Here is a 25,367-nt window from a genome sequence, read left to right as displayed (position 1 = left end):
CCGCCGCCTTCCGATACTGACCTACCGTTCAGTATCAGCCGTGTCCCCGGCACCGTACGCGCCGGTCGAGGAGTCCGTATGACCGCCCCCTGTCTGTCGCTCACCTGGACCGATCACGTCACCGGCCGCCAGGGTTTCCTGGTCGTCGACCGGCTGGTGCGCGGTGTCTGCAGCGGCGGCCTGCGGATGCGGGCGGGCTGCACCCTGGCCGAGGTGACCGGGCTCGCGCGCGGCATGAGCCTCAAGGAGGCCCTGCACTACGACCCCGAGGCGCGGTACGTCCCCCTGGGCGGCGCGAAGGGCGGCATCGACTGCGACCCCCGGGACCCGCAGGCGTACGGCCTGCTGGTGCGGTATCTGCGTGCGGTGCGGCCGTACGTGGAGAGCTGCTGGACCACCGGCGAGGATCTGGGGCTGACCCAGGATCTGGTGGACCGGGCGGCCGCCGAAGCGGGGCTGGTGTCGTCCGTGCAGGCCGTCTACCCCCTGCTGGACGACGAGGCCGCCGCCCGCGCGCGGCTCGCATCCGCGTTCGCCGTCGAGGTGGACGGCATCGGCCTGGACGAGCTGGTCGGCGGCTGCGGGGTCGCCGAGTCCGTGCTGACGGCCCTGGACCGGGCCGGGGTGGCGTACGCGGGGACGCGGGTCGCGCTCCAGGGGCTGGGCACGATGGGCGGGGCCACGGCCCGCTTCCTCACGCGCGCGGGGCTGACGGTCGTGGCCGTCGCCGACGTCAAGGGCACGATCGCCAACCCGGCCGGTCTCGACGTGGAGGCGCTGCTGAGCGCGCGCGACGCGCACGGCACCGTGGACCGCGCCGTACTGCGCCCCGGGGACCGCGAGCTGCCGGGCGACGCCTGGCTGTCGGTGGCGGCGGAGGTACTCGTACCGGCCGCCGTGTCGTACGCGATCGGCGTCGAGGAGCAGGAGCTGATCCGCGCCCGGTGGATCGCCGAGGCGGCCAACATGCCCGTCCTGCCGGAGGCGGAGGCGCTGCTGCACGCGCGCGGGGTGAGCGTGTTGCCGGACGTCGTCGTCAACTCCGGGACCAACGCCTGGTGGTGGTGGACGCTGTTCGGCGACATCGGCGCGGACGCCGAGGAGGCCTTCGCGTACACGCGCCGCTCGATGCGCGCCCTGGTGGAGCTGGTACTGACCCGGGCGGAGGCGGACGGGACGACGCCCCGGGCCGCCGCGCATACGATCGCCGAGGGCCGACTGCCGGTGATCGCGCAGCGGTTCGGCGCGGCGGAACCGGACGGTCCGGGGCAGCTCACGCCACCGGATCAGGATGGGGCGTGAGAGGTCGGGACGGATTGGGGTGACGGCGTGACCAGGGTCCGGTTGGGTGTGGCCGAGCGGCGTGCGGAGCTGCTGCGGGCCGCCATCGAGCAGATCGAGGCGCGGGGCGTGGCGGCGGTCAGGATCGCCGACGTGGCCGCGGCCCTCGGGGTGAGCAACGCGCTGGTGCTCTACCACTTCTCGACGAAGGAGAAGCTGGTCGCCGACGCGTTCGCCTACGCGGCCGAGGACGACCTGGCGCGGCTTCGCACGCTGGTCGGCCGGCGGACCACGGCACTGCGCCGACTGCGGTCGGCCGTGCGCTGGTACGCGCCGACGGGCCGGGCCAAGGGCTGGCGGCTGTGGATCGAGGGCTGGGCGGTGTCGCTGCGCGAGCCCGCGCTGCGGGAGGTCGCCCGGGACCTCGACCGGGAGTGGAAGGCCGTGCTCGCCGGGGTGATCGCGGAGGGCGTGGCAGCGGGCGAGTTCCGCTGCCCGGACCCGGCCGGCACGGCCCTGCGCCTGACGGCCCTGCTGGACGGCCTCGCCGTCCAGCTCACGTCCTACCCGGGCGCGGTGTCCCGCACCCGCGCGCAGGAATGGGTCGACGAGGCCGTGGCCCGGGAACTCGGCCTCGCCCCCGAGACGTTGAGCGCCCAGAAGCGCTGAAGCCGAGGCAAAGAGTGAGGCTGACAGGACGCAGGACCCGGCCGTCGGCTCAGTCCAGCTCGTACACCGCCGTCACCGTCGCCGTCGCGCGGATCTCGCCGGGGGCCACGGGCACGGCGCTCATGCCGGCGCCCGGGATGTCCCCGGTCGACGGCGCCGGGCGCGAGGAGCTGGAGGCGTCCTCGCTGAGTGAGACGAGTCGGCCCAGGCGGCGGCCGCTGAGGCGGGCGTACTGCTCGGCCTTGGCGTGGGCGTCGTCGTGCGCGGCCTCACGGGCGCGGGACCGCAGCGGGGCGGGGTCGGAGACGTCGAAGACCACCGAGTTGATCCGGGCCGCGTCGCCGCCGGCGTCGGTGATCGCCTGGAGGACCGCGCCGGTCTTCGCCACCTCGCGCACCTTCACGGAGAAGGACTGCGCGGCCTGGTAGCCCTTCAGTCGCGCGGAGTTGTCCGCGTTGTCGTAGACGGGGCTGAGCGAGACGCCCTCCGTGCGGACGTCCCGGTCGGCGACGCCCTGGGCGCGGACGGCGGCCAGCAGCGCGGTGGCCGCCTTGGTTTGTGCGTCCACCGCGGCCTGCGAGGTCTTGGCGGAGACCTCGACACCGGCGCCGACGAGCGCCAGGTCGGGGGCCGCGCTCGCGCTGCCCTCACCGGTCACCGTGACGGTGGCGGGACTGTCCGGCGCGAGCCGGACGGCCACGGCCGGATGGGCGGGCGACGCGACCGCCGCGGGCACGGCGAGCGCCGGGACGCCCAGGGCGAGCAGGGAGACGAGGGCCACGGCGACGGGCGTACGGGGAAGGGGCATGCGGGACCGGTCCTTCGAGGCGTCGAGCGGAAACGGGGCGGGTGCGGTGCGCGGGTGGGGCGGGTGCGGTCATCCCAGCACCCGCACCGGCCCCCGCCCGCGCACCACTCCCGTGCGCTCACCTCACTGGTGGAGCGGCCGACCGTACGACCTCCACGGCCGACCACGTCCATGCCCGCGTCCGCGTCCGCGTGCGCCCACGGTCACTGCTCGGGCCGCGGTGTTCAGGCCACGGCCGCGATCCGCATCCTGATGTCGTCCGGCGACAGCGCGCCCTTGGCGGTCACGTGGTCGCCGGAGGACTCGCCGCGCAGCCGGCGTCCGATCCACGGCACCAGGTACTCGCGCGCCCAGTGGACGTCGTCGCGCCGCACGTCGAGGGTGCCGCGCGGCGGGAGCGGCGGCCAGGGCTGCTCCGGGTCGGCCGGTACGTCGAGGCCGAGGGTCTCTCCGGCGCGCAGCGCCACGCGCGTGTGCCCCTCCGGGGAGAGGTGGAGCCGGTCGCCGTCCCAAGCCCTGCGGTCCTGGACGGACTTGAGGGACCACAGGTCGAGCACCGGGCAGCCGTACCGGTCGGCGACGGCGCGGACGTGCCCGTTGTAGGTGGCGATCTTGCCGCGCAGGTGCTTGAGCACGGTCATGCCACGGGTGTCGAAGCCGGTGGTCACCATGACCGTGCCGGCCACGGCGGTCAGGGACGCGATCGCGCGCTCGAAGCGCTCGGCGACCTCGTCCGGGTCGGTGCCGGGGCGGAGGATGTCGTTGCCGCCGGCGCAGAAGGAGACCAGGTCCGGGGCGAGCCGCAGCGCCCTGGGGAGTTGGTCCTCCATGATCTGGTCGAGCAGCTTTCCGCGGACCGCGAGGTTGGTGTAGTCGAAGTCGCCTTCGGGCCGCCGGTCGGCGAGGAGTACCGCGAACCGGTCGGCCCAGCCGACGAACGCCCCGTCGGGCCCGGGGTCGCCGACGCCTTCGGTGAAGCTGTCCCCCACCGCCACGTACGACCCGATCACTGATCTGTTGTCATTCTTCGAATCGTCTGCCACAACAGTTGATGATTCACCTTCGAATGTGACTTACGCGACCGTAGGAAAGGGTTGACGGACGGTGAGATAAGCCACTCTTAAAGAGTTGGCCAATCAGGGAATAAGCCCTCGCACACCGAAGGCCGGACCCGGGGATCGGGATCCGGCCTTCGGCAGCGTGTCAGGCGGGTTGAGCGTGCGGTGCGTGTCGGGCGGAGGTCGTCGGCGGGGTCAGCCGACGGCGACGCCGTGCGAGCGGAGGTAGGCGACCGGGTCCACGTCCGAGCCGTAGTCCGGCGTGGTGCGGATCTCGAAGTGCAGGTGCGGGCCGGTCACGTTGCCGGTCGCGCCGGAGAGGCCGATCTGCTGGCCCTCGGTCACGGTCTGGCCGGCCGAGACGGAGAGCTGGGAGAGGTGGCCGTACTGGGCGTAGTAGCCGTCGGCGAGCCTGATGACGACCTGGTTGCCGTACGCGCCGCCCCAGCCCGCGGTGACGACGGTGCCCGCGCCCACGGCCTTGAGGGAGGTGCCGGTCGGGACGACGAAGTCGACACCGGTGTGGTATCCGCTGGACCACATGCTGCCGGCCACGTGGTACCCGGTCCCGATGGTCGCACCGGCCACCGGCAGGCTGAATCCGCTGGAGGTACCGGTGTCTGCGCCCGTGCTCGTGCTGGTCTCGGCGGCCTGGGTGGTCACGTTCGAGGAGGACGAGCCGGACGACGAAGAGGACGAAGAAGGCGACGAGGACGACGCCTTGCCGTCGGACGACGTCTTCGAGGAGGACGACGATCCGGTGGTGCCGGTCGCGGCCTTCTTGCCGATCGAGAGCTTCAGGCCGGGGTGGATCAGCGACGGGTCGCCGCCGACGGCCTGACGGTTGTCCTGGTACAGCTTCTGCCAGCCGCCGGCGACGTTCTGCTCGTCGGCGATCGCCGCGAGGCAGTCGCCGGACCGCACGGTGTAGGTCCGGGTAGCCGTGGCGGCGGTCTTCTTCTGCGCCACCGGAACGGCCTGCACGACCTTTTCCGAAACGGACTGCGAAACCGTCTGCGCGGCGGACTGCGACGGCACCGCATGGGCGCCGGCAGCGCCTATGAGCGGAAGGGTGAGCGCTGCGCCGCCGGTTCCGGCGACGGCTATGGAGCGGGTGAAACGCTGGGACTTCGGACGAAGGTGCTTACCCTTCGCGGGCATGGCCAATTCCTCTCCGACGCCTGCGAGGTGAGCTGTCGGGTGCGGGCTGGAGATGCCCGGCCGCGCCGAGGCACGGCTTTACCCCAAGCCTGTTCCGGGACCGGAACAGGCGGTTCTACCTGTGGGTCCCCCGCTCCTGCCTTACACGGGTGGGTGAGCGGACACCGGGCGGCGGCAGGATTAGGCATCCGTCCGGATTGGGGTGGAACGTAAGCGACCAAGACGCACGGGGACAAGCAGAGGTTGCACGGATAACGCTTTTCTCTTGATCTCCTGCGCGAATACCCAGTCACGCTCCGTCAATCAATAGGCCCGCTTTCCGCCAAGCACCCCGGAAAAGCATATGAATTACGTGAACATGACGAACGACGTACGGTCACGGATATGACGCTCCTCACGTGACACCTCTCCAGGTCCCTTTATTCCAGGGCGAGTTAGAACGAAGGATCCAATTCGGGACAGAAGACTCAGATGCGACGCAGGCGGATAACCATCGCATCAAGGTCGCCCCGCAGTCCGGTGCGCAGCCCGTGATGCAACAGCACGGCACCCCGGTGGACTTCGCCCGTTTCGAGGCATTCGTACGACGATGTCGGGTCGAGTCCGCGCAGCCGCAGCGCCGGGACGGGCTCGCCGAACCGCTGGACCTGGAGGCAGGCGAGGACGACCGCCTCGTCGCCCCGCACGTACTGGACGGCGCTCAGGCCACCGGCCGGGGGCCGCAGCCGGTAGAGGTCGCCGTGCTGCACGAGGGGTCGGATCTCCTTGTAGAGGTCCACCCATTCCCGGGCTTCGGCGAGGTCCGCCTCGCTCCACTCGGAGAGGTCCCCGCCGACCCCGAGCACCCCGGCCATGGCACTGACGAACCGGAAGCGCAGCGAGCTGGCCCGGCCGTTGAGCTGGGTGTTCGGGCTGTCCGTGACCCATGCGGCCATGACCCGGGCGGGGTGGATCTGGCTGAAGCCGTGCTGGATGTCGAGCCGGTCGAGCGGGTCGGTGTTGTCGGAGGTCCACACCTGGTCGGTGCGGCTCATGATCCCGAGATCGATGCGCCCGCCGCCGCCCGAGCAGGACTCGAAGGCGACGCCCGGGTGGGCTGCCCGCAGCCGGTCCAGGAGGGCGTACAGGGCCCGTACGTGGTCGACCCAGAGGCGCTGCGGGTAGGGGTCGTCCGGCCAGCCGGCGTCGGTGAAGCAGCGGTTGAAGTCCCACTTCACGTAGTCGACGGGGGCGCTGGACAGGAGTGTGTCGAGCTGCTCCCAGAGGTACTCCTGAACGTCCTCGCGGGCGAGGTTCAGTACGAGTTGATTGCGGAATTCCGTCCGCTTTCGTCCCGGTTGGAACTGTACCCAGTCCGGATGCGCCCGGTACAGCTCGCTGTCGGGGTTGACCATCTCGGGCTCGACCCAGATGCCGAACTGCATGCCGAGGCCGTGCACCTGGTCGGCGAGGGGCTTCAGGCCGTTCGGGAAGCGGTCGGGGTTGGGCCGCCAGTCGCCGAGCCCGGCATGGTCGCCGGTGCGCGTCCCGAACCAGCCGTCGTCGACGACGAACAGCTCGACGCCGATCGCCGCGGCGCGCCGGGCGAGGGTCGCCTGCTGCTCCTCGGAGATGTCGAAGTAGGTGGCTTCCCAGGAGTTGAACAGCACCGGGCGGTCCTGTCCGGCGTCCGGGATCACATGCGCCCGCTGGTAGGCGTGCCAGGTGCGGCTCGCGCCGCCGAACCCGGCGTCGCTCCACAGGCCGGCGAACACGGGCGTACTGAAGGACTCCCCCGCCGCCAGCCGCAGCAGGCCCGAGTCGTCGTACCCCGCGCCGCCGGTGATCTGCACGCGCGCGTCGGGGAGTTGGGCGACGGCGATCCGCCAGGAGCCCGACCAGCCGAGGGCGCAGCCGTAGACCTCGCCGCGCTCCTCGGTCGCGTCGGTGTCCAGGGCCACCCAGGGCAGATGCTGGTGCCCGGTGTGGCCGCGGCGGCTGCCGATGACCTTCTCACCGTAGGTGAGGGGGGAGCGCGTGAGCCGGGACTCGGCGGCCCAGCGGCCGTGCAACTGCGACAGCCGCCAGTCGTCGCGCTCGGGCAGCGTCCAGGTCGCGGAGTCGGCCCGCAGCAGCTCCACCGGCTCCTCGCCGTCGTTGCGCAGGGTCGTCCAGCGCTCTACGACGTCCCCGCGCATCCGGTAGTGCAGGGTGACGGCGAGCCCGCCGTCCCGGAACCGCAACCGCAGCCCGTCACCGCCGGCCTCATCGGCCCCGTCGGTCTCGTACGTCTCGAAGGTCCACTCGGTGCCGCGCCGCTCGGCGGTGCGCACGGACAGGGCGGGCCGGACGAAACGGGGGCCGCCCTCGACCGGGTACTCCTCGCGGCCGTCGAGCGGGGACTCGAAGGACGCCCCGCGCGCCGACGGCGGGAGTGCGGCGAGCGCCTCGGCGTCCACGAGCGCGATGCCCGGGCCCCAGTGCAGGTGGACCAGCTCGTCGGCCTCGGTGAGATGGAGGGCGTAGCTGCTCGTGGGCCCCGAAAGGAGCCAGGTGCGGCCGTCGTCGGCGATCTCGGGCATCAAACCCCCACTAATTCGAACAGGTGCGATCAAGCACCAACATCATCGAATGCGGTCGGCCCGCCGGGCAACTCCGCCGGGAACTCCTGTGGATAACTCTCCACCTGCGCGAACGGCTGGTTTCTGTGGCCTGTGGACAACTCGTTGCGACGGGAATCCTTGTCGTATGGTCGATGCGGTGTCCCGTCGGCCACCACGAGCCGCGCCGACGGAGACCGGCAGGAGGGAGCCCCAGTGACGCAGCAGATCCCGTCGACCGAGCCCGAGCTGGCCGCCGTGCGCAACTTCCGGGACGTGGGCGGTCTGCCCACCGTCGACGGCCGGCGGGTGCGCCAGGGCGTGCTGTTCCGCAGCGGCCACCTCGCCCACGCGACCGACGAGGACGCCGCGTTCCTCTCCGACCTGGGCCTGCACACCATCTTCGACTTCCGCAACGCGGCGGACCAGAAGCTGGAGGGCCCGGACGTCGAACTGCCGGGCGTACGCAATGTGAACCTACCGCTGTCGGACCCGGCGGACGGCGTCGAGTTCTGGAAGATGGTGCGCGACGGCCACCTCGACCAGCTCCGCGAGATACTCGGGGACGGCAAGGGCGCGGGCCGCATGATCGCCTCCTACCGCTCGATCATCAAGAAGCGCACGGCGGAGCACTCGCGGGTGCTGCACGCGCTCGCCGAGGACAGCGTCCCGGCCCTGATGCACTGCGCGGCGGGCAAGGACCGCGCAGGGCTGTCCATCGCGGTGACGCTGCTCGCCGTGGGCGTGGAGCGCGAGGCGATCCTCACCGACTACCTGGAGTCCAACGCCAAGCACCGCCGCTACCGGGTGCGCCGCAGCGCCACCTCCGCCGAGGCCTACTCCCCCGAGGTCATGGAGCTGCTCAGCCCCCTGTTCGACGCCCGCGCGGAGTATCTGGCGGCGGCGTTCGAGACCATCGAGGAGACCTGGGGCGGCGTCGACGCCTACCTGGAGCAGGGCCTCGGCCTCGCCCCCGAGACCCGCGAGCGGCTACGGGAACGGCTGCTCGTCTGACCCGCTCTCCAGAGGGCTCTACTGCTGAGCCCCCGCCTCGAAGAGCAGCCAGAGGAAGCCCGCGAAGAGGTGCCCCACGGCGATGTAGATGATCAGCCGGACCCACAGGGCGCGGGGGAACTTCTCCTCGATGTCTCTCATGGCGTCTCTCCGGTCTCCGAAGGGGTCGGGCCCAGGCACAGCGTGGCCGTGGGGCTCTGCAACAGGGTGTGGACGAAGAGCAGCTCGACCCCGTCGGCGTCCTGCGCGGCGATGCGGTGCGGGGTCAGCGAGTCGAAGTGCGCGCTGTCGCCGGGCCCGAGGAGGTCCGTGGTGTCCCCGAGGCGCAGCCGCAGCCGCCCCCGCAGGACGTGCAGCCACTCCTCCCCGGGGTGCACCCGCACGACGTCGCCCTGGGAGCCGTACGGGACATGGACGCGCAGCGCCTGCATCCCCCGCCCGGACGCGCCGGCCTGCCAGTACGTCCAGCCGCCCGCGCGGGTGGGCTCCATGTCGGCGGCGCGCACGACGGCGTCCCGGTCGGCGACCGTCTCACCGAGCAGCTCCGAGACCGTCGTACCGTAGACGCGGGCGAGGGCGAGCAGCATCGGCAGCGAGGGCTGGCGCTGCCCGGTCTCCAGGCGGGAGAGGTACCCCGGCGACAGTCCGGCGGCCCGGGCCGCGGCCTCCAGGGTGAGGGCGGCCCGGCGGCGCAGGGCGCGCAGTTGGGGGGCGACGGCGGGAAGGGCCTCGGCGTGCTGCGCCGAGGGCTCGGATGCGGACTCCGGCTCGGGCGGGCTCATGCCTCCATTCCACGCCCGAGTTGCCCCTGCGGCAAATTTCTTGCCTCAGAGGCAAAACGGCGGGCGGATGAGGCACATGGGGCCCGCCCTGGGCCGGGTCAGCGGTTGGCCACCGCCTGCTTCACCAGGGTCTTGCCAAAGTCCCACATCAGTCCGCCGCCGCTGTGCGCGTCGTCCATGACGGCGGTGAAGGCGTCCACGAACCGGTCCACCTCCCGCTCGCCGACGATCAGCGGCGGGATCAGCTTGATCACCTCCAGGTGGTCGCCGGAGACCTGGGTGAGGATCCGGTGCCGCTGCAGCAGCGGTACGACCACCATCTGTGCGAACAGCCCCTTGCGCGCCGCTTGGAGCATGGTCCAACGGCTGCGCAGCTTCAGCGACTTGGGCTTTCCGAACTCGATGCCGATCATCAGGCCCCGGCCGCGGACGTCGGCCAGCAGCTCGTACGTGTCGACGAGGGCGGCGAGCCGGGACGTCAACTGCTCCCCGGTCGCCCGGGCGTTGGCCACGATCTGCTCGTTCTCCATGACGGACAGCACCGCGAGTCCGGCCGCCATGGCCTGCGCGTTGGACCCGAAGCTCGCCGAGTGCACCAGCACCCGGTCCATCGACGAGTAGACCTTCTTGAAGATCCAGTCCTTGCCGAGGGTCGCACCCACCGGCACATACCCGCCGGACAGCGCCTTGGCCACGCACACCAGGTCCGGTTCGACGCCCTCCTCGTGCTGGTAGGCGTAGAAGTCGCCGGTGCGGCCGAGGCCGGTCTGCACCTCGTCGGCGACGAGCAGCGCCCTGTGCCGGTGCAGCAGTTCCTGGGCGGCGCGCAGATAGCCGGGCGGGGCCTCGTGCACGCCCTTGCCCTGGATCGGTTCGACGATCAGGGCGGCGACGTCGCCCTTCGCCAACTCCCTTGCCAGCGCGTCGAGATCACCGAGCGGGACGGCCGTGTCGGGCAGCAGGGGCGAGAACCCGTCCCGGAATCCCGACTCGCCGTTCACCGACAGCGAGCCCGTGGTGAGCCCGTGGAAGGCGTGGTCGCAGTACAGGACCCTCGGTCTGCCGGTGGCGTACCGGGCGAACTTCAGCGCGGTCTCCACCGCCTCGGTGCCGCTGTTGCCGAAGAACACCCGGTCCAGGTGCGGGCTGTGCGCGAGCAGCTTCTCGGCCAGCAGTCCGGGCAGCGGCTGGCAGTCGAAGCGGGTGAGGTCGGCGAGGTCGGCGTCGAGGACGTCGTGCAGCGCCTTGCGGACGACGGGGTGGTGGCGGCCCAGGCCCATCACGCCGAACCCGGCGAGCATGTCCAGGTAGTCGTTCCCGTCCGCGTCCCAGAAGTACGCGCCCTCGCCCCGCTCGTAGACCTTGTCGAAGCCGATGGTGCGCAGCATGCGCGGCAGTTGGTGGTTGAGGTACCTGCCGTGCAGCTCGTAGCGTTCGGCGCCGCGCTCGGCGAGGAGCGCGCCGAGGTCGAACTCCGTGGTCATGGGGCCTTCTCCTTGACTGGGCCGGTAAGAAGTCCGTCGGCGGACGTGACGTCCTGGACGGCCAGGCTCGCGCTGATCCGGCCGGCGATCTCGACGGGTGTGAGGCCGATGTCGGCGAGCACCTCGGCGCGCTTGGCGTGCGCGAGGAACTGCTCCGGGATCCCGAACCGCCGTACGGGCACGTCGACTTCGGCGTCACCCAAAGCCAGCGCCACCGCCGAACCGACGCCCGCGGCACGGCTGTTGTCCTCGACGACGGCCACCAGACGGTGCCCAGCGGCGAGGCCGGGCAGGGCCGGGTCGACGGGTTTGACCCAACGGGGATCGACGACCGTGCAGTTGACGCCCCGCGCGGCGAGCAGCTCGGCGGTCTGCAGACACACCGGCGCCATCACGCCGACGGCGACGAGGAGCACGTCCGGCCGTTCGCCCCGGTGCAGGACGTCCATGCCGCCCACCCGGCCGACCGCCGGGATGTCCGGTCCGACCGACTCCTTGGGGAAGCGCACCAGCGTCGGCGCGTCGTCCACCGCGACCGCCTCCCGCAACTGCGCGCGCAGTTGCCCGGCGTCGCGCGGGGCCGCGATGCGCAGTCCGGGGACGACCTGGAGCACGGACAGGTCCCACATGCCGTTGTGGGACGCGCCGTCGACGCCGGTGACCCCGGCCCGGTCCAGCACGAACGTCACCCCGCAGCGGTGCAGGGCCACGTCCATCAGCAGTTGGTCGAAGGCCCGGTTGAGGAAGGTGGCGTAGACGGCGACGACCGGGTGCAGGCCGCCGGTCGCCAGGCCTGCCGCGCTCACGGCCGCGTGCTGCTCGGCGATGCCGACGTCCCACACCCGGTCCGGGAAGCGCTCGGCGAACCGGCCCAGGCCCACCGGGTGCAGCATGGCCGCCGTGATCGCCACGACGTCGTCCCGTTCCTCGCCGATCGCCACGATCTCGTCCCCGAACACGGACGTCCACGACGGCCCGCCGGCCGGTGCGAGCGGCGCGCAGGTCAGCGGGTCCATCACGCCGACGGTGTGGAAGTGGTCCTCCTCGTGCGCGAGGGCGGGCTCGTAACCCCGCCCCTTCTCGGTGAGGCAGTGCACCAGCACCGGCCCGTGGAAGCGCTTGGCGCGCCGCAGCGCGGACTCGACGGCCTTGACGTCGTGCCCGTCGATCGGGCCGACGTACTTCAACCCCAGGTCCTCGAACATGCCCTGCGGCGCGAACGCGTCCTTGAAGCCCTTCTTCGCCCCGTGCAGCGACTCGTAGAGGGTGTGCCCGACGACCGGGGTGCGCAGCAGGATGTCCTTCCCCCAGGCCAGCACCTTCTCGTAGCCGTCGGTCGTGCGCAGGGTCGCCAGGTGGTTGGCGAGGCCGCCGATGGTCGGCGCGTACGAGCGCTCGTTGTCGTTGACGACGATGATCAGCGGCCGGTCCTTGGCGGCGGCGATGTTGTTCAGCGCCTCCCAGGCCATCCCGCCGGTGAGCGCCCCGTCGCCGATGACCGCGACGACATGCCCCTTCCCGCCCTGCACCTGGCGGGCCTTCGCGAGGCCGTCGGCCCAGCCGAGCGCGGTGGAGGCGTGGCTGTTCTCGATGACGTCGTGCTCGGACTCCGCGCGGGCGGGATAGCCGGACAGGCCGCCCTTGCCGCGCAGCTTGGAGAAGTCCTGACGCCCCGTCAGCAGCTTGTGCACATAGCTCTGATGGCCGGTGTCCCACAGGATGCGGTCGACCGGTGACTCGAACACCCGGTGCAGGGCGACGGCCAGTTCCACCACGCCCAGGTTGGGCCCGAGGTGTCCACCGGTCCTGGCGACCGCGTGGACCAGGAACTCCCTTATCTCTTCGGACAGTTCACCGAGTTCCGCCTCGGACAGCGCCTTCAGGTCGCGTGGTTGCCGGATGTTCTCCAGGATCGTCACGTCGGGCCCCCTTCGGTCCGTGCTGTTCAGCTCACGGTGACGGCCGGCTCCCCCGACCCGACGCCGTCCTGTTCCATCTGCTCGGCGATCTTCATCGCCTCCTCGATGAGGGTCTCCACGATCTTCGACTCGGGGACGGTCTTGATGACCTCGCCCTTCACGAAGATCTGCCCCTTGCCGTTGCCGGAGGCGACGCCGAGGTCGGCCTCCCGCGCCTCACCGGGACCGTTGACCACACACCCCATGACCGCGACGCGCAGCGGGACCTCCATGCCCTCCAGGCCCGCCGTGACCTCGTCGGCCAGCTTGTACACGTCGACCTGGGCGCGGCCGCAGGACGGGCAGGAGACGATCTCCAGCCGCCGCTGCTTGAGGTTCAGGGACTCCAGGATCTGGAGGCCGACCTTGACCTCCTCGGCCGGGGGCGCGCTCAGCGACACCCGGATGGTGTCGCCGATGCCCTGGCTGAGCAGCGCGCCGAAGGCCACCGCCGACTTGATGGTGCCCTGGAAGGCGGGGCCCGCCTCCGTGACGCCCAGGTGGAGGGGGTAGTCGCTCTGGGCGGCGAGCTGGCGGTAGGCCTCGATCATGATCACCGGGTCGTTGTGCTTGACGGAGACCTTGATGTCCCGGAAGCCGTGCTCCTCGAAGAGGGAGGCCTCCCACAGGGCGCTCTCCACGAGCGCCTCGGGGGTGGCCTTGCCGTACTTCTGGAGCAGGCGGCGGTCCAGCGACCCGGCGTTGACGCCGATGCGGATCGGGGTGGAGTGGTCGCTCGCCGCCCGCGCGATCTCCCGCACCTTGTCGTCGAACTGCTTGATGTTGCCCGGGTTCACCCGGACCGCCGCGCAGCCCGCCTCGATCGCGGCGAACACGTACTTCGGCTGGAAGTGGATGTCCGCGATCACCGGGATCTGCGACTTGCGGGCGATGGTCGCGAGGGCGTCCGCGTCGTCCTGCGTGGGGCAGGCGACGCGGACGATCTGGCAGCCGGACGCGGTGAGTTCGGCGATCTGCTGCAAGGTCGCGCCGATGTCCGACGTACGCGTCGTCGTCATCGACTGCACCGACACCGGGGCCCCGCCCCCGACCGCCACCGGGCCGACCTGGATGCGCCGCGACTCACGTCGCGGCGCCACCGGCCGGACCGGCATCTCGGGGACGCCCAGGGAGACGGCGGTCATCCCGTCACTCCCGGTTTCCCGCGACGGTGTCCCGCATGGCGCGCAGGGACTCCTTGAGGGAGCCCATGGTGGCGAGGACGGCGGTGGGCTCGTAGCCGCAGTGCGCCATGCAGTTGGCGCAGCGCGGGTCCTTGCCCCGGCCGTACTTGTCCCAGTCGGTGTCCTCGATCAGCTCGCGGTACGTCGGCACGTACCCGTCGCTCATCAGGTAGCAGGGGCGCTGCCAGCCGAAGAGCGAGTAGTTCGGGATCGCCCACGCGGTGCACGGGAAGTCGACCTTGCCCTCCAGGAAGTCCAGGAAGAGCGGGGAGTGGTTGAGCCGCCAGCGGCGCCGGTTGCCGCCCGCGAAGGCCTTCTTGAACAGCTCGCGGGTCTGGGTGACGCCGAGGAAGTGCTCCTGGTCGGGCGCCTTCTCGTAGGCGTAGGCGGGCGAGATCATCATCTCGTCGACGTGCAGGTCGTCGTTGAGGAAGTTGAGGACCTCGATGATGGTCTGCGGGGTGTCGGTGTTGAAGAACGTCGAGTTGGTGGTGACGCGGAAGCCGCGCCGCTTGGCCTCCTTGATGGCCTCCACGGCCTCGTCGAACACGCCTTCCTTCGCGACCGACTCGTCGTGCCGCTCGCGCAGCCCGTCGATGTGCACGGCGAACGCGAAGTACGGGGACGGCGTGAACTTGTCCATCTTCTTGCGCAGCAGCATGGCGTTGGTGCACAGGAAGACGTACTTCTTCTTGGCCACCAACTGCCGTGCGATCTCGTCGATCTGAGGGTGCATCAAGGGCTCGCCGCCCGCGATGGACACCATCGGCGCACCGGACTCCAGGACCGCGCCGACGGCCTGGGCGACCGGCATGCGCTGCTTGAGGACGCCCGCCGGATGCTGGATCTTGCCGCAGCCCTCGCACTTGAGGTTGCAGGCGAAGAGGGGCTCCAGCTCGACGATGAGCGGGAACTTGTCCCGCTTACGGAGCTTCTGTTCGGCGAGGTATGTAGCGACCTTGATGGACTGGCGCAGTGGCATGGCCATGCGGCTCACCTCCGGGGGAGCAGAACATTACGGTGCCATTCGAAAAAAGCAGGCAGGACGGAGCGAAGAACGCGGAAGGCTGATATTCCACCGCGCACCGTGCCGATCCGGACGAGTTCATGTTCTGGAGCGTCCACGACCACCCGGACGGCCGCAACCGGGCGCACATCCGCGCGCACGGCGCTCAGGAGCGTGGCCGCCGACTCCATGTCGACCGCGATTGCGCCGGTCGCGAGCAGATCGGCCCGTTCGTGACCGCGTACGACGTGGTCGGAGCCGGTGAGGGGGCCGGTGTGGACGGTGCGCCCGGGCAGGGTGCGCACGAGCTCCTTGACGAGCAGTTCGGTGCCGACGCAGGGGACACGGCCACGCGGGTCGCGGGTCTCCTCGGCGACGACCAGGTCACCGGGGTGCATGCCGGGGGCGAGCCCGGCGCAGAACCCCGTGGCGAGTACGGCGGCTCCGCCGAGCACCGGGTCGGCCAGGACCCGGGTGACGGAACGCTCCGCCGCCTTGGGGCCCATGCCGGTGCGCAGGACGGTGACCGGCCCGTCGGCGCCGCTGCGGTCTCCCATGCGCAGGGCGAGGTGCTCGATGCCGAGCGCGCAGGCGATCAGCAGCGGGGCGGGGACGGGCTGTGTGCTCACATTCAGCTCCCCTCGGCCTCGGCGGCGGTCGGCCGCGCTCCGGTCGGCTGGGCAGCGGGCAGCTTGCTGAAGGGCTCGCCGTGGACGTACCGGCCCAGGGCGGTCAGCGGGAAGACCTGCCGGTAGAGGTGGTAGTTGATCGAGAAGTCCCACGGGAAGCCGGTGCCGGTGAAGTGGGGCTCGTCCCATGAGCCGTCCTCCCGCTGGGTCTGCGCCAGCCACGCGACGCCCCGCTCGACGGCCTTGGATTCCCGCTCCCCCGCGGCCAGCAGGGCCATCAGCGCCCACGCCGTCTGGGAGGCCGTCGAGGCTCCCCGGGCGCTGAAGCGGACGGGGTCCTCGTAGGAGCGCAGGTCCTCGCCCCAGCCGCCGTCGTCGTTCTGGACGCGCTCCAGCCAGGCCACCGCCCGCCGGATCGCGGGGTGCCGGGCGGGCAGGCCCGCCGCGGTGAGGGCGGGCACCACCGACCCTGTGCCATAGACGTAGTTGACGCCCCAGCGCCCGAACCACGAGCCCTCCGGCTCCTGTTCGGCGAGCAGCCACTCGATGCCGCGCCGGGTGCGCGGGTCGTGCGAGAGCCCCTCGACCGCCAGCATCTCGACGACGTGCGCGGTGACGTCGGCGGACGGCGGGTCGATGACCTCGCCGAAGTCGCAGAACGGCATCCGGTTGGGGAACTTGCTGGTGTTGTCGACGTCGAAGGCGCCCCAGGCCCCGTTCTTCGACTGCATGCCGAGGTTCCAGCGCACCCCGCGTGCGATGGCCCGGTCCATCCGCTGCGGGTCGGGGTGCTTGACCCGGCGCAGCGCGAGGACGACCTCGGCGGTGTCGTCGATGTCCGGGTAGTTGTCGTTGTGGAACTCGAACGCCCAACCGCCCGGCGGGAGTTGGGGCCTACGCACCGACCAGTCGCCGGGCCGCATGACCTGTTCGCCGAGCATCCAGTCGGCGGCCTTGACCAGTTGGGGATGATCGGCGGGCAGGCCCGCGTCGGCGAGCGCGATGGTCGCCAGGCAGGTGTCCCACACCGGCGACTGGCAGGCCTCGATCATCCGGGCGCCGTCCTCGCGCCACACGGCGTAGCGGTCGAACGACGCCAACCCGGCGCGCATCACCGGGTGTTCGAGGTCGTAGCCGAGCAGGTGCAGGGCGATGACCGAGTACACGGCAGGCGGCTGGATGCCGCCCCAGCAGCCGTCGTTCTCCTGGCGTTCGATGATCCAGCGGGCGGCGGAGTTCAGGGCCGCTGTGCGCAGCCTGCGCACCGCGACCGGCCGGTAGCCGCGGACCACCTTGTCGAGCCGCTGGAAGAGCCCCTCCCAACTGTTCACCGGCGCAAGGGGTTTGGGCGGGTTGGGGCGGTCCGGATCGGTGTGCAGCTCGTCCAGCGGGAACGGCGCCGGGCGCACCGGGCGCTTCGCCGAGACGACGGTGAGCGGCACGATCGTCTGCCGGGCCCAGCAGCCGAAGTTGTAGATGCTCAGCGGGAACCACTTGGGGAAGTACAGGAGTTCCGGCGGGAGTTCGGGCAGGTCCTCCCACTTCCACCAGCCGAACAGGGCCAGCCAGATCCGGGTGAAGACACGGGCGGCGGCGATGCCTCCCTGCCCGCGGATCCAGGCGGCGGCCCGGCTCATGTGGGGCGCCTCGGGGGCGTCCCCGGCCAGCCGCAGGGCGACGTACGCCTCGATGGTGGCGTTGAGGTCGGACGGGCCGCCGTAGAAGGTGGTCCAGGTGCCGTCCTCGCGCTGCTCGCCGCGGACGAAGAGGGCGGCGGCCCGGGTGGTGGCCTCGTCGCGGATGCCCAGGAACTGACGGAGCAGCAGATCCTCGGCGTCCATGGTGACGTTCGTCTCGAGGTCGCCCTTCCACCAGCCCTCGGGGTCCTGGCGGGCGAGCAGGAAGTCGGTGGCGCGTTGCATCGCACGTACGGCGGCTTCTTGTCCCCCGGCCGCCACGGGGATGGTGATGTCGGTTTCGCTGGCCGCGGCAGCGCGGGGCGGCAGGGCCCCGGTGCTTCCGTCGGTCGTCGCTGTCATGGCTTCCCCTTCGTGCAGTGTGCATGGCGTGCTTCTGCTGTGGGTCCGCCGTCGGCCGGTGTTCTGTCTCCTCGCACACCGGCCGGCGACTACGCGAGGGCTATTCGACCGATAGTGATCATCTCTTTCGTACGACGACGAAGTCGGCGAGCGCCGTGAACCGGGCCCGCACCCGCTCGGGCATGTCGACGGCGTTCAGGGCCTCGATGGCGACGGTGTGCTGACGGCGTGCCTCCCCGGCGGTCCACTCACGGCCGCCCGCCTCCTCGATCAGGGCGGCGCGGGCGGCGAACTCCGCCTCGGAGAAGTTCTCGAAGTCGCTGCTCTTGGCGTCGGCGGCGAGGATCTCGCCGAGCCGCTCGGAGGCGGCGCCGCCCGCCGCGAGCGCCGCGACCACCGGGAGGGACTTCTTGCGCTGGCGCAGGTCGCTCCAGGTCTGCTTGCCGGTGGAGACCGGGTCGCCCCAGATGCCGAGGAGGTCGTCGACGGCCTGGAAGGCCAGGCCGAGGTGGTAACCGTACTTCTCCAGGGCGTCGGCGGCGGCTTCGTCGGCGCCGCCGAGCACGGCGCCGATGGAGCTGGCGCAGGCCAGCAGGGCGCCGGTCTTGTTGCCCTCCATCTCCAGGCACTCCTCGACGCTGACGCGGTCGCGGTGCTCGTAGGAGATGTCCTGGGCCTGGCCGTCGATGAGGGCGCGGGTGGCGGTGGTGAGGCGGCGGGTCGCGCGGCCGGCCTCGGCCGTGCCGAGTTCGAGCAGCACCTCGTTGGCGAGGGCGAACAGGGCGTCGCCGACCAGGATGGCCTGGGCGGGGCCGTGCACCTTCCAGACGGTGTCGCGGTGCCGGCGCTGTTCGTCGCCGTCCATCAGGTCGTCGTGCAGGAGCGAGAAGTTGTGGACCAGTTCGACGGCGACCGCGCCGGGGATGCCCACCTCGGGCGCGGACCCGGTGACCTCGGCGGAGAGCACGGCGAGCGCGGGGCGCACGGCCTTGCCGCCGTCGCCGTCGGTCGGCCGGCCCTGGGCGTCGATCCAGCCGAAGTGGTAGGCGGCGACCGTGTCCATGGGCGCGGCCAGCCGGTCGACGGCCGCCCGCAGCACCGGTGTGGCCAGGGTGCGGCCGCGCTCCAGGAGCGCGGTCACGTCCACCGCGGTCCTCGGGGCGTCCGGCGTGGCCGGGGGCACAGTGGGCACTGTTTCTCCTCTTGTCGCGGTACCGGAGGGGGTGCGGGGGTGTGCCGAGCCGTGCTGATCGAGCATCACGCCGCCTCCTCGAACTCGAAGAGGCGGCGGGGGCGGGGCCGGCCCAGGGCGCTCAACGCGGCGTCGGCCGCGCTCACGCCGCTGCGGACCGCACTCTCCATGGTCGCGGGCCACCCGGTGGCGGTCCACGCACCGGCCAGGTACAGGCCGGGGGCTTGGGTGCGGGCACCGGGGCGCAGCCGCCCGACGCCGGGGGCGGGGGCGAACGTCGCCGTGCGCTCCCGGGTCACGAAGAAGTCCCGCACCTCGGCGCCTCGGGTGCCCGGCAGCAGCCGCTCCAGCTCGGGCAGATAGCGCGCGCGCAGCGCGGCGACGGGGGCGTCGATCTCGTCGTGCGCGGCGGACTGGGACAGGGCGAGGTACTGGCCCGCGCGCAGCCCTGAGGCGTCGGTGCGGTCGAAGACCCACTGCACGGGTGAGCCGAGCGCGGCGAAGAAGGGCTTGTCGAGGACCTTGCGGTCGTAGACGACGTGCACGTTGAGGATGGGCGCGGTGCCGATCTCCAGCAGCCGCCGCGGGTCGTCGAGCGCCCCGTCGGGGAGCAGGTCGTACGCCTCGCGCTGCGGTACGGCGAGCACGACCGTGTCCGCGCGGAGCGTCTCGCCGGGAACCCGGACGCTCCACGTCCCGTTCTCATCAGGAGACAGGGAGGTGACGCGTGACCGGACCTCGGTGCGCACGCCCGCGGAGTCGAGCGCCTTGCGGGCGAGCCGGTCGTGCAGGTCGCCCAGCGGGACATGCGCCCAGCCGATGTCGGCAGCGCCCGGGTCGGACAGCAGACCGGTCTTGAACACCATCGCGGCGAGCGCCAGCGAGGAGTCCCCCGCGACCGCGTTGAGGGTGGCGATCCCGACCAGGTCCCACAGCGCCTCGACGGCGCGCGCCGACTGGCCGTGCGCGGTCAGCCAACTGCCGAAGTCCTGCGCGTCCAGGGCCGGATCGGTGAGGTCGAGCCCCTTCAGCGCGAGCGCGGCCCTGCCCACGCGCGCGCGTTCGGCGAGCGAGAGATGCGGGTACGTGGCGAGGCTGCGCCCCAGATGCAGCGGCACGGGCAGCGCGTCGCGCCGCAGTCTGCCCAGCCGCCGCCCCTCGGGCTTGGCGAGGTCGACGACGGGGACGTCGAGCCGCTCCTGAAGCGGTGCCAGCGCGCTGCCCTCGATGCGGTCGAGGAACCAGCGGTAGGCGGTGCAGCAACGCAGGTACACGTGCTGGCCGTTGTCGACGGTCAGTTCGCCGCGCCGGAAGGAGAAGGCGAGGCCGCCGAGCCGGGGCCGGCCTTCGAGGAGAGTGACGCGCACGCCCGCGTCGGCGAGCGCGAGCGCGGCGGTGACACCGGCGAGTCCGCCTCCGACGACGACGGCGCTGCGCCCCGAAGTACCGGACGGCTGCGAGGCGTCGGCGAGCTGCCCGTCGTTCATCGCGCACCCTCCCGTGCAGGTCGGCCATGGTGTGTGAACTCTGCACCGCGGGCCGTCGCACTCAGGGACGCCGCGCCGGACCGGAGGGTTGCGCACCGCTTTTCTGCGGTGGCGTCGCCCTGGCCCACCGTGTCGCCCGCCGTGTCCATCAGGGGTGCCTCCTGACGGTCTGCCGCGACACGTGCCGGGCGTCCAGGCCCGACAGGCCGCGCACGGCGACGTAGGCCTTCTCGCGGCCCGGCAGCGAGACCCGGCCGCGCAGGACCGCCTCGGGGTCGCGCTCGATGCGGTCGAGGAGCCGGCGGTAGATGCCGGCCATGGCGGCCACGCACGCGCCGCTGCGCCGGTCGAGCAGCGGGAGCAGCCGGTAGCCCTCGGCGAACAGGGCGCGGGCCCGGCGTACCTCGAAGTGCACGAGGCCCGCGAAGTCGGAGCCCTCGGGCGGCTTCGGTCCGTCGAACCCGGCCGAGCAGCCGAACTTCGCGAGGTCGTCGGCGGGCAGGTAGGTCCGGCCGCCCGCCGCGTCCTCGCGGACGTCTCTGAGGATGTTGGTGAGCTGGAGCGCGAGCCCGAGTGTGTCGGCGTACTCCGGCGCGCGCTCCGCGCCGCGCGCCCCCGGTTCGGTGCCGAACACGCCGAGCGAGAGCCGACCGATGGCGCCCGCCACACAGCGGCAGTACACCTTCAGGTCGTCCCAGGTCTCGTAGGTCTCGCCGCGTACGTCCATCAGCACGCCGTCGATCAGTTCGTCCAGGCCGCCCAGCGGGACGGGGAAGGCCCGGGCCGTGTGCGCGAGGGCGACCGCGACGGGGTCGGTGTCGTCCTCCTCGACCTCGCCCTCGCGGACCCGGGTGAGCAGCGCCCGGGTGTCCTCGAGCCGGGCGGTCTTGACGTCGGCGGCCAGCGCGCCGTCGCCGATGTCGTCGACGCGGCGCGAGAAGGCGTACAGGGCCGACATCGCGCGGCGCTCGGGCGCGGGCAGCAGCCTGATGCCGTAGGCGAAGTTGCGGGCCTGCTGTCCGGTGACGGTCTCGCAGTAGCTGTAGGCGGCGAGTACCGGTGCGGACACGTGCGGTGACGACTCCACGGTCCGGATCACCCCTTTCCTCGCAGGGTCACGCCCACCTCGCGCAGCAACTGGAGCTTGCCGGGCTTGGGCGGGCCGGGAAGTACGTCGTATCCGGCGGCGGCGATCGCGTGGATCGCCGCCCTTCCCCCCGCCACGAACCCCGCGAGCAGCAGCCTCAGCCTGCCGTGGACGCTACCCACCAGGGGGGCGCCTTCATTCAGGAGATCGCGGGCGCGTTCCGCTTCGTAGGCGACCAGCGCGCGCACCGATGCGCCCGCGCTCTTCGCGGCGAGATCGGTTTCCCGCACGTGGAAGCGCTTCATGTCCTCGGCCGGCAGGTACACGCGGTCGCGGCCGAGGTCCTCGGCGACGTCCTGCAGATGTTCGACGATCTGCAGTGCGGTGCAGATCGCGTCGGAGAGCCGGATGCGCTCGGGGGTCGAGGTGCCGGTGACGGCGAGGACGAGACGGCCGACGGGGTTGGCGGACAGCTCACAGTAGGCGACCAGGTCGTCGTAGGTCTCGTAGCGGCTGACGAGTTGGTCCTGGCGGTTGGCGGCGATCAGGCCGAGGAAGGGCTCGGGGGTGAGCGCGTTGCGGCGGACCGTCGGCTGGAGGCGGCGCAGCAGGGGGTGGCGGGGCACGGAGTCGAACACCCGGCGCAGATCGGCCTCGAAGGCGTCCAGCAGGAGGAGGCGGTCGTCGGCCTCGGTGGCTTGCACGCCGAGCAGTCGGGCGTCGGCGCCGCCCGGGGCGAGGTCGCCGTCGCCGATGTCGTCGACGAGCCGGGCGAAGCCGTACACGGCCATCAGGTCCTCGCGCCAGGCCCGGGGCAGGAAGAACGGGGCCACCGGGAAGTTCTCGGCGGCGGCCTTGTCGAGCGTGCCGCGCTCCGGGTCGCCGACATGGGGCGCGGCGGTCGCCGTCATCGTCGGCCGCCCAGGGCCGGGACGGCACGGCCTGCGCTGAGCTGGGGAGTTTCCGTAGCCATTGCCGTCACATCTCCCGTTCTACACTGCGGACCCAATACACACTATTTCGGACACGCCGCTCGGCCGCCCGCGCGACGGTCCCGACCTTGGGCACTGCGCGATATCGCCCCACTTTGAAGCGTTTCGGGACCGGTCCAGCTTACGTTGTACAACGCAGCGCGGTTCGCGGGGGTGTCCTGCACATCACAACAACACACCGATTGGCGTCAAGATTCCTAAGGCGCCCCGGAGTTGACGTTTCCTTTGCAGACGCGGGGCCCCGCCGGGACGTTCCAGCGGGGCCCTGGTCGAAACGCTCTACTTGGCGGAGAACTTCTCGTACTCCCGCATGACCTCTTCGGTCGGGCCGTCCAGGCGCAGTTCGCCGCGTTCCAGCCACAGCACGCGGTCGCAGGTGTCCCGGATCGACTTGTTGCTGTGGCTGACCAGGAACACCGTGCCGGCCTGCTTGCGCAGGTCCCGGATGCGTGCCTCGGAGCGGCCGCGGAACTTCGCGTCGCCGGTCGCCAGGGCCTCGTCGATCATCAGGACGTCGTGGTCCTTGGCGGCGGCGATGGAGAAGCGCAGCCGGGCCTGCATGCCGGAGGAGTAGGTGCGCATCGGCAGGGAGATGAAGTCGCCCTTCTCGTTGATGCCCGAGAAGTCGACGATCTCCTGGTAGCGCTCCTTGACCTGCTCGCGGGACATGCCCATGGCCAGACCGCCGAGGGTGACGTTGCGCTCGCCCGTGAGGTCGTTCATCAACGCCGCGTTGACGCCGAGCAGGGAGGGCTGGCCGTCGGTGTAGACCCGGCCGCTCTCGGCCGGCAGCAGACCGGCGATGGCGCGCAACAGGGTGGACTTTCCCGAGCCGTTGGAGCCGATCAGGCCGATGGCCTCGCCGCGGTGGGCGACGAAGGAGACGCCCCGCACCGCGTGCACCTTGCGCACCCCGCGCGCGGTGTCGTCGGAGCCCCGCTTCACCATCCGGCTGAGGGCGGCGGTGGCGCTGCCCTTGCCGGTCTTCGCGCCGTTGACGCGGTAGACGATGTGGACCTCGTCGGCGATGACGGTCGGGCCCCGACGGACCGCCGCCTGCCCCGGGAGCGGCTCAGCCACGGCCGTACCTCTCCTCCGCCCTCCAGAAGTACACGAAGCCGCCGACGGCGAGCAGCGCCGCCCAGCCGCCCGCGACCGCCCAGACATGGTCGGGGAGGTTCTCGGCGCCGTACTCCTCGATGAGCGCGAAGCGCATCAGGTCCATGTAGATGGCGGCCGGGTTCCACTGCAGGATGTTCGCCACCCACTGCGGCTTGTCCGCGAGGAAGACCGGGATGGAGAACATGACGCCGGACGCGTACATCCACGTCCGCATCACGAACGGCATCAACTGCGCCAGGTCGGGGGTCTTGGCGCCGGCCCGGGCGAAGACCAGCGCCAGGCCGGTGTTGAAGCAGAACTGCAGGGCGAGCACCGGGACGATCAGCGCCCAGGACAGGTCCGGGTAGCTGCCCATGCCGATGACCACGAGGAACAGCACGACCATCGAGTACAGCAGTTGCTGGAGTTGCTGGAGTGCGAAGGAGATCGGCAGGGAGGCGCGCGGGAAGTGCAGGGCGCGCACCAGTCCGAGGTTGCCGGAGATCGCGCGGACGCCGCTCATCACGGAGGTCTGCGTGAAGGTGAACACGAAGACGCCGGTGACCAGGAAGGGGATGTACACCTCCTTGGACATGCCCCGGCTGGCGTCGAGCAGCACGCCGAAGATCATGAAGTAGACGGCCGCGTTCAGCAGCGGCGTGGCCACCTGCCACAACTGGCCCAGCTTGGCCTGGCTGTACTGCGCGGCCAGCTTCGCCTGGGAGAACGCCAGGATGAAGTGGCGGCGGCCCCAGAGCTGGCGGACGTACTCCAGCAGCGGGGGCCGGGCGCCGCTGACGGCGAGGCCGTACCTGGCGGCCAGTTGGGCGGCCGTGAGGCCCTCGTCGGTCGACGGAGGCGCACTCACCATGACTCCGACGTCATGCGTTGTCTCACTCACAAGTAGGAAACTTTCGTCTTCGGGATGCGCAGCCTTGACGGCTGGCATGAGCCGGCGGGCCCGCCGTACGGCCCGGGTGCCTCAGGGACGAGCTTGTCAGATCACCGGGGGCCGGCCCAGTCGGGTCAGCCGCCACACCGTGCGCCACTTCATGGGCCTGCGCGGTCCGCACGGAGTGCTCCAGCCTTCCCGGAAGCCGCCGAACCAGGCCTTCAGCGCAGGCCCCGAGGGGCGGCGCGCCAGCGTGAGCAGCAGCCAGACCCCGAGGTAGACGGGCACCAGCGGGGCGGGCAGGTTGCGGCGGGCCAGCCAGACGCGGTTGCGGGCGACCATGCGGTGGTACACCGCGTGCCGGGAGGGCGCGGTCGTCGGGTGGTACAGCACCATGTCGGACCGGTAGTCGATCATCCAGCCCGCGTCCAGGGCCCGCCAGGCGAGGTCGGTCTCCTCGTGGGCGTAGAAGAACTCGTCCGGGAGGCCGCCGACTTCGGCGAAGACCTTCGTGCGGACGGCGTTGGCGCCGCCGAGGAAGGTGGTGACCCGCGAGGAGCGCATCGGGTCGGCGGCGCGCAGCCGGGGGACGTGGCGGCGCTGGGTGACGCCGGTCTCCGGGTCGGCGATCCGGAAGCTGATGATGCCCAGCTTCGGATCGGCGTCGAAGGCCCGGCGGCACAGTTCGGCTGTGTCGTGGTGGCCCAGCAGGCCGTCGTCGTCCAGGAACAGCAGGACGTCGACGTCGCGGCCGCTGGGGCCGAAGGCCTCGATGCCGACGTTGCGGCCGCCGGGGATGCCGAGGTTCTCGGGCAGTTCGACCGTGCGCACGCCCTCGGGGACGGCCGGGACGGGCGAGCCGTTGCCGACCACGACCACCTCGACGCGGTCGCCGTCCTGCTTGGCGACCGAGTCGAGCAGGGCGCTCAGCTCGTCGGGGCGGTTGCCCATGGTGATGACGACC

23 protein-coding genes and 1 riboswitch are annotated in these 25,367 nt (G+C 71.5%); of the genes, 3 read left to right on the top strand and 20 right to left on the bottom strand.

Annotation, left to right across the window (positions count from 1 at the left end; genetic code table 11):
• The first annotated feature begins 78 nt into the window (after positions 1–78).
• Both BMZ82_RS00175 and BMZ82_RS00170 read left to right on the top strand, forming a co-directional pair.
• Complete coding sequence (locus tag BMZ82_RS00175) at positions 79–1,302, top strand: Glu/Leu/Phe/Val dehydrogenase dimerization domain-containing protein (protein WP_093770292.1); 1,224 nt, start codon at positions 79–81, stop codon at positions 1,300–1,302.
• Positions 1,303–1,329: 27 nt separating this feature from the next.
• On the top strand, positions 1,330–1,950 hold the full coding sequence (locus BMZ82_RS00170; RefSeq protein WP_093770290.1) for a TetR/AcrR family transcriptional regulator: 621 nt from the start codon (positions 1,330–1,332) through the stop codon (positions 1,948–1,950).
• Between the two features lie 49 nt (positions 1,951–1,999).
• Here the strand turns inward: BMZ82_RS00170 and BMZ82_RS00165 are convergent, their stop codons facing one another.
• The 4 genes from BMZ82_RS00165 to BMZ82_RS00150 form a co-directional block, all read right to left on the bottom strand.
• The gene (locus tag BMZ82_RS00165; RefSeq protein ID WP_093770288.1) at positions 2,000–2,758 is read right to left on the bottom strand and encodes an SIMPL domain-containing protein; all 759 of its coding nucleotides are present in this window, start codon (positions 2,756–2,758) and stop codon (positions 2,000–2,002) included.
• Between the two features lie 224 nt (positions 2,759–2,982).
• Positions 2,983–3,768 carry an SGNH/GDSL hydrolase family protein gene (locus BMZ82_RS00160; RefSeq protein WP_093770286.1) on the bottom strand — a complete coding sequence of 262 codons (786 nt, stop codon included), beginning with the start codon at positions 3,766–3,768 and terminating at the stop codon, positions 2,983–2,985.
• Positions 3,769–4,011: 243 nt separating this feature from the next.
• The gene (locus tag BMZ82_RS00155) at positions 4,012–4,977 is read right to left on the bottom strand and encodes a peptidoglycan DD-metalloendopeptidase family protein (RefSeq protein ID WP_093770284.1); all 966 of its coding nucleotides are present in this window, start codon (positions 4,975–4,977) and stop codon (positions 4,012–4,014) included.
• A 4-nt stretch (positions 4,978–4,981) separates the two neighbouring features.
• Positions 4,982–5,143, bottom strand: a riboswitch (cyclic di-AMP (ydaO/yuaA leader).
• 301 nt (positions 5,144–5,444) lie between these two features.
• Entirely contained in the window at positions 5,445–7,538 is a 2,094-nt protein-coding gene (locus BMZ82_RS00150) for an alpha-galactosidase (protein ID WP_093770282.1), read from the bottom strand.
• A gap of 234 nt (positions 7,539–7,772) precedes the next feature.
• On the opposite strand from BMZ82_RS00150, the gene BMZ82_RS00145 reads away from it, so the two are divergent.
• Positions 7,773–8,570, top strand: a complete 798-nt coding sequence (locus BMZ82_RS00145) for a tyrosine-protein phosphatase (protein ID WP_093770280.1) — start codon at positions 7,773–7,775, stop codon at positions 8,568–8,570.
• An 18-nt stretch (positions 8,571–8,588) separates the two neighbouring features.
• Here BMZ82_RS00145 and BMZ82_RS00140 read toward each other — a convergent pair whose 3' ends face one another.
• The 16 genes from BMZ82_RS00140 to BMZ82_RS00070 all read right to left on the bottom strand — a co-directional run bounded on the left by BMZ82_RS00140 (position 8,589) and on the right by BMZ82_RS00070 (position 25,354).
• Complete coding sequence (locus BMZ82_RS00140; protein WP_093770278.1) at positions 8,589–8,711, bottom strand: DUF6126 family protein; 123 nt, start codon at positions 8,709–8,711, stop codon at positions 8,589–8,591.
• Positions 8,708–9,352 carry a helix-turn-helix domain-containing protein gene (locus BMZ82_RS00135; protein ID WP_093770269.1) on the bottom strand — a complete coding sequence of 215 codons (645 nt, stop codon included), beginning with the start codon at positions 9,350–9,352 and terminating at the stop codon, positions 8,708–8,710. Before BMZ82_RS00135 ends, BMZ82_RS00140 begins: the two co-directional genes overlap by 4 nt.
• 98 nt (positions 9,353–9,450) lie before the next feature.
• Complete coding sequence (locus BMZ82_RS00130) at positions 9,451–10,836, bottom strand: aspartate aminotransferase family protein (protein WP_093770267.1); 1,386 nt, start codon at positions 10,834–10,836, stop codon at positions 9,451–9,453.
• Complete coding sequence (gene dxs, locus BMZ82_RS00125) at positions 10,833–12,755, bottom strand: 1-deoxy-D-xylulose-5-phosphate synthase (RefSeq protein ID WP_093770265.1); 1,923 nt, start codon at positions 12,753–12,755, stop codon at positions 10,833–10,835. Before dxs ends, BMZ82_RS00130 begins: the two co-directional genes overlap by 4 nt.
• Positions 12,756–12,781: 26 nt before the next feature.
• Positions 12,782–13,939: a flavodoxin-dependent (E)-4-hydroxy-3-methylbut-2-enyl-diphosphate synthase gene (gene ispG, locus BMZ82_RS00120; protein WP_093770263.1), complete on the bottom strand. Its 1,158-nt coding sequence runs from the start codon at positions 13,937–13,939 to the stop codon at positions 12,782–12,784.
• A 4-nt stretch (positions 13,940–13,943) separates the two neighbouring features.
• Positions 13,944–14,966 carry an adenosyl-hopene transferase HpnH gene (gene hpnH, locus BMZ82_RS00115; protein WP_093770261.1) on the bottom strand — a complete coding sequence of 341 codons (1,023 nt, stop codon included), beginning with the start codon at positions 14,964–14,966 and terminating at the stop codon, positions 13,944–13,946.
• A gap of 5 nt (positions 14,967–14,971) precedes the next feature.
• On the bottom strand, positions 14,972–15,613 hold the full coding sequence (locus BMZ82_RS00110; RefSeq protein WP_093770259.1) for a phosphorylase family protein: 642 nt from the start codon (positions 15,611–15,613) through the stop codon (positions 14,972–14,974).
• A gap of 2 nt (positions 15,614–15,615) precedes the next feature.
• Positions 15,616–17,652, bottom strand: a complete 2,037-nt coding sequence (gene shc, locus BMZ82_RS00105; RefSeq protein WP_093770257.1) for a squalene--hopene cyclase — start codon at positions 17,650–17,652, stop codon at positions 15,616–15,618.
• A gap of 118 nt (positions 17,653–17,770) precedes the next feature.
• Positions 17,771–18,844: a polyprenyl synthetase family protein gene (locus tag BMZ82_RS00100; RefSeq protein ID WP_177244310.1), complete on the bottom strand. Its 1,074-nt coding sequence runs from the start codon at positions 18,842–18,844 to the stop codon at positions 17,771–17,773.
• Positions 18,845–18,909: 65 nt separating this feature from the next.
• Positions 18,910–20,331 (bottom strand): hydroxysqualene dehydroxylase HpnE, encoded by a 1,422-nt coding sequence (gene hpnE, locus BMZ82_RS00095; RefSeq protein ID WP_093770253.1) that lies wholly within the window; start codon positions 20,329–20,331, stop codon positions 18,910–18,912.
• Entirely contained in the window at positions 20,328–20,480 is a 153-nt protein-coding gene (locus tag BMZ82_RS42585; protein ID WP_371270758.1) for a DUF6380 family protein, read from the bottom strand. Before BMZ82_RS42585 ends, hpnE begins: the two co-directional genes overlap by 4 nt.
• Entirely contained in the window at positions 20,480–21,430 is a 951-nt protein-coding gene (gene hpnD, locus BMZ82_RS00090) for a presqualene diphosphate synthase HpnD (protein WP_093770251.1), read from the bottom strand. The genes BMZ82_RS42585 and hpnD overlap by 1 nt, the downstream gene beginning before the upstream one ends.
• Positions 21,427–22,329: a squalene synthase HpnC gene (gene hpnC / locus BMZ82_RS00085; protein WP_093770249.1), complete on the bottom strand. Its 903-nt coding sequence runs from the start codon at positions 22,327–22,329 to the stop codon at positions 21,427–21,429. Before hpnC ends, hpnD begins: the two co-directional genes overlap by 4 nt.
• A 360-nt stretch (positions 22,330–22,689) precedes the next feature.
• Positions 22,690–23,490, bottom strand: coding sequence for an ABC transporter ATP-binding protein (locus tag BMZ82_RS00080; RefSeq protein WP_093770247.1), 801 nt, complete (start codon positions 23,488–23,490; stop codon positions 22,690–22,692).
• Complete coding sequence (locus tag BMZ82_RS00075) at positions 23,483–24,412, bottom strand: ABC transporter permease (RefSeq protein ID WP_093770245.1); 930 nt, start codon at positions 24,410–24,412, stop codon at positions 23,483–23,485. The genes BMZ82_RS00080 and BMZ82_RS00075 overlap by 8 nt, the downstream gene beginning before the upstream one ends.
• Positions 24,413–24,508: 96 nt before the next feature.
• Positions 24,509–25,354, bottom strand: coding sequence for a glycosyltransferase family 2 protein (locus BMZ82_RS00070; protein ID WP_093771047.1), 846 nt, complete (start codon positions 25,352–25,354; stop codon positions 24,509–24,511).
• Between the last annotated feature and the right edge of the window lie 13 nt (positions 25,355–25,367).

The sequence above is a fragment of the Streptomyces sp. yr375 genome, assembly GCF_900110755.1.
Lineage (GTDB): Bacteria > Actinomycetota > Actinomycetes > Streptomycetales > Streptomycetaceae > Streptomyces.
The sequence above is the reverse complement of the archived record's forward strand: the minus strand, read 5'-3'. Positions and strand labels throughout refer to the sequence as shown.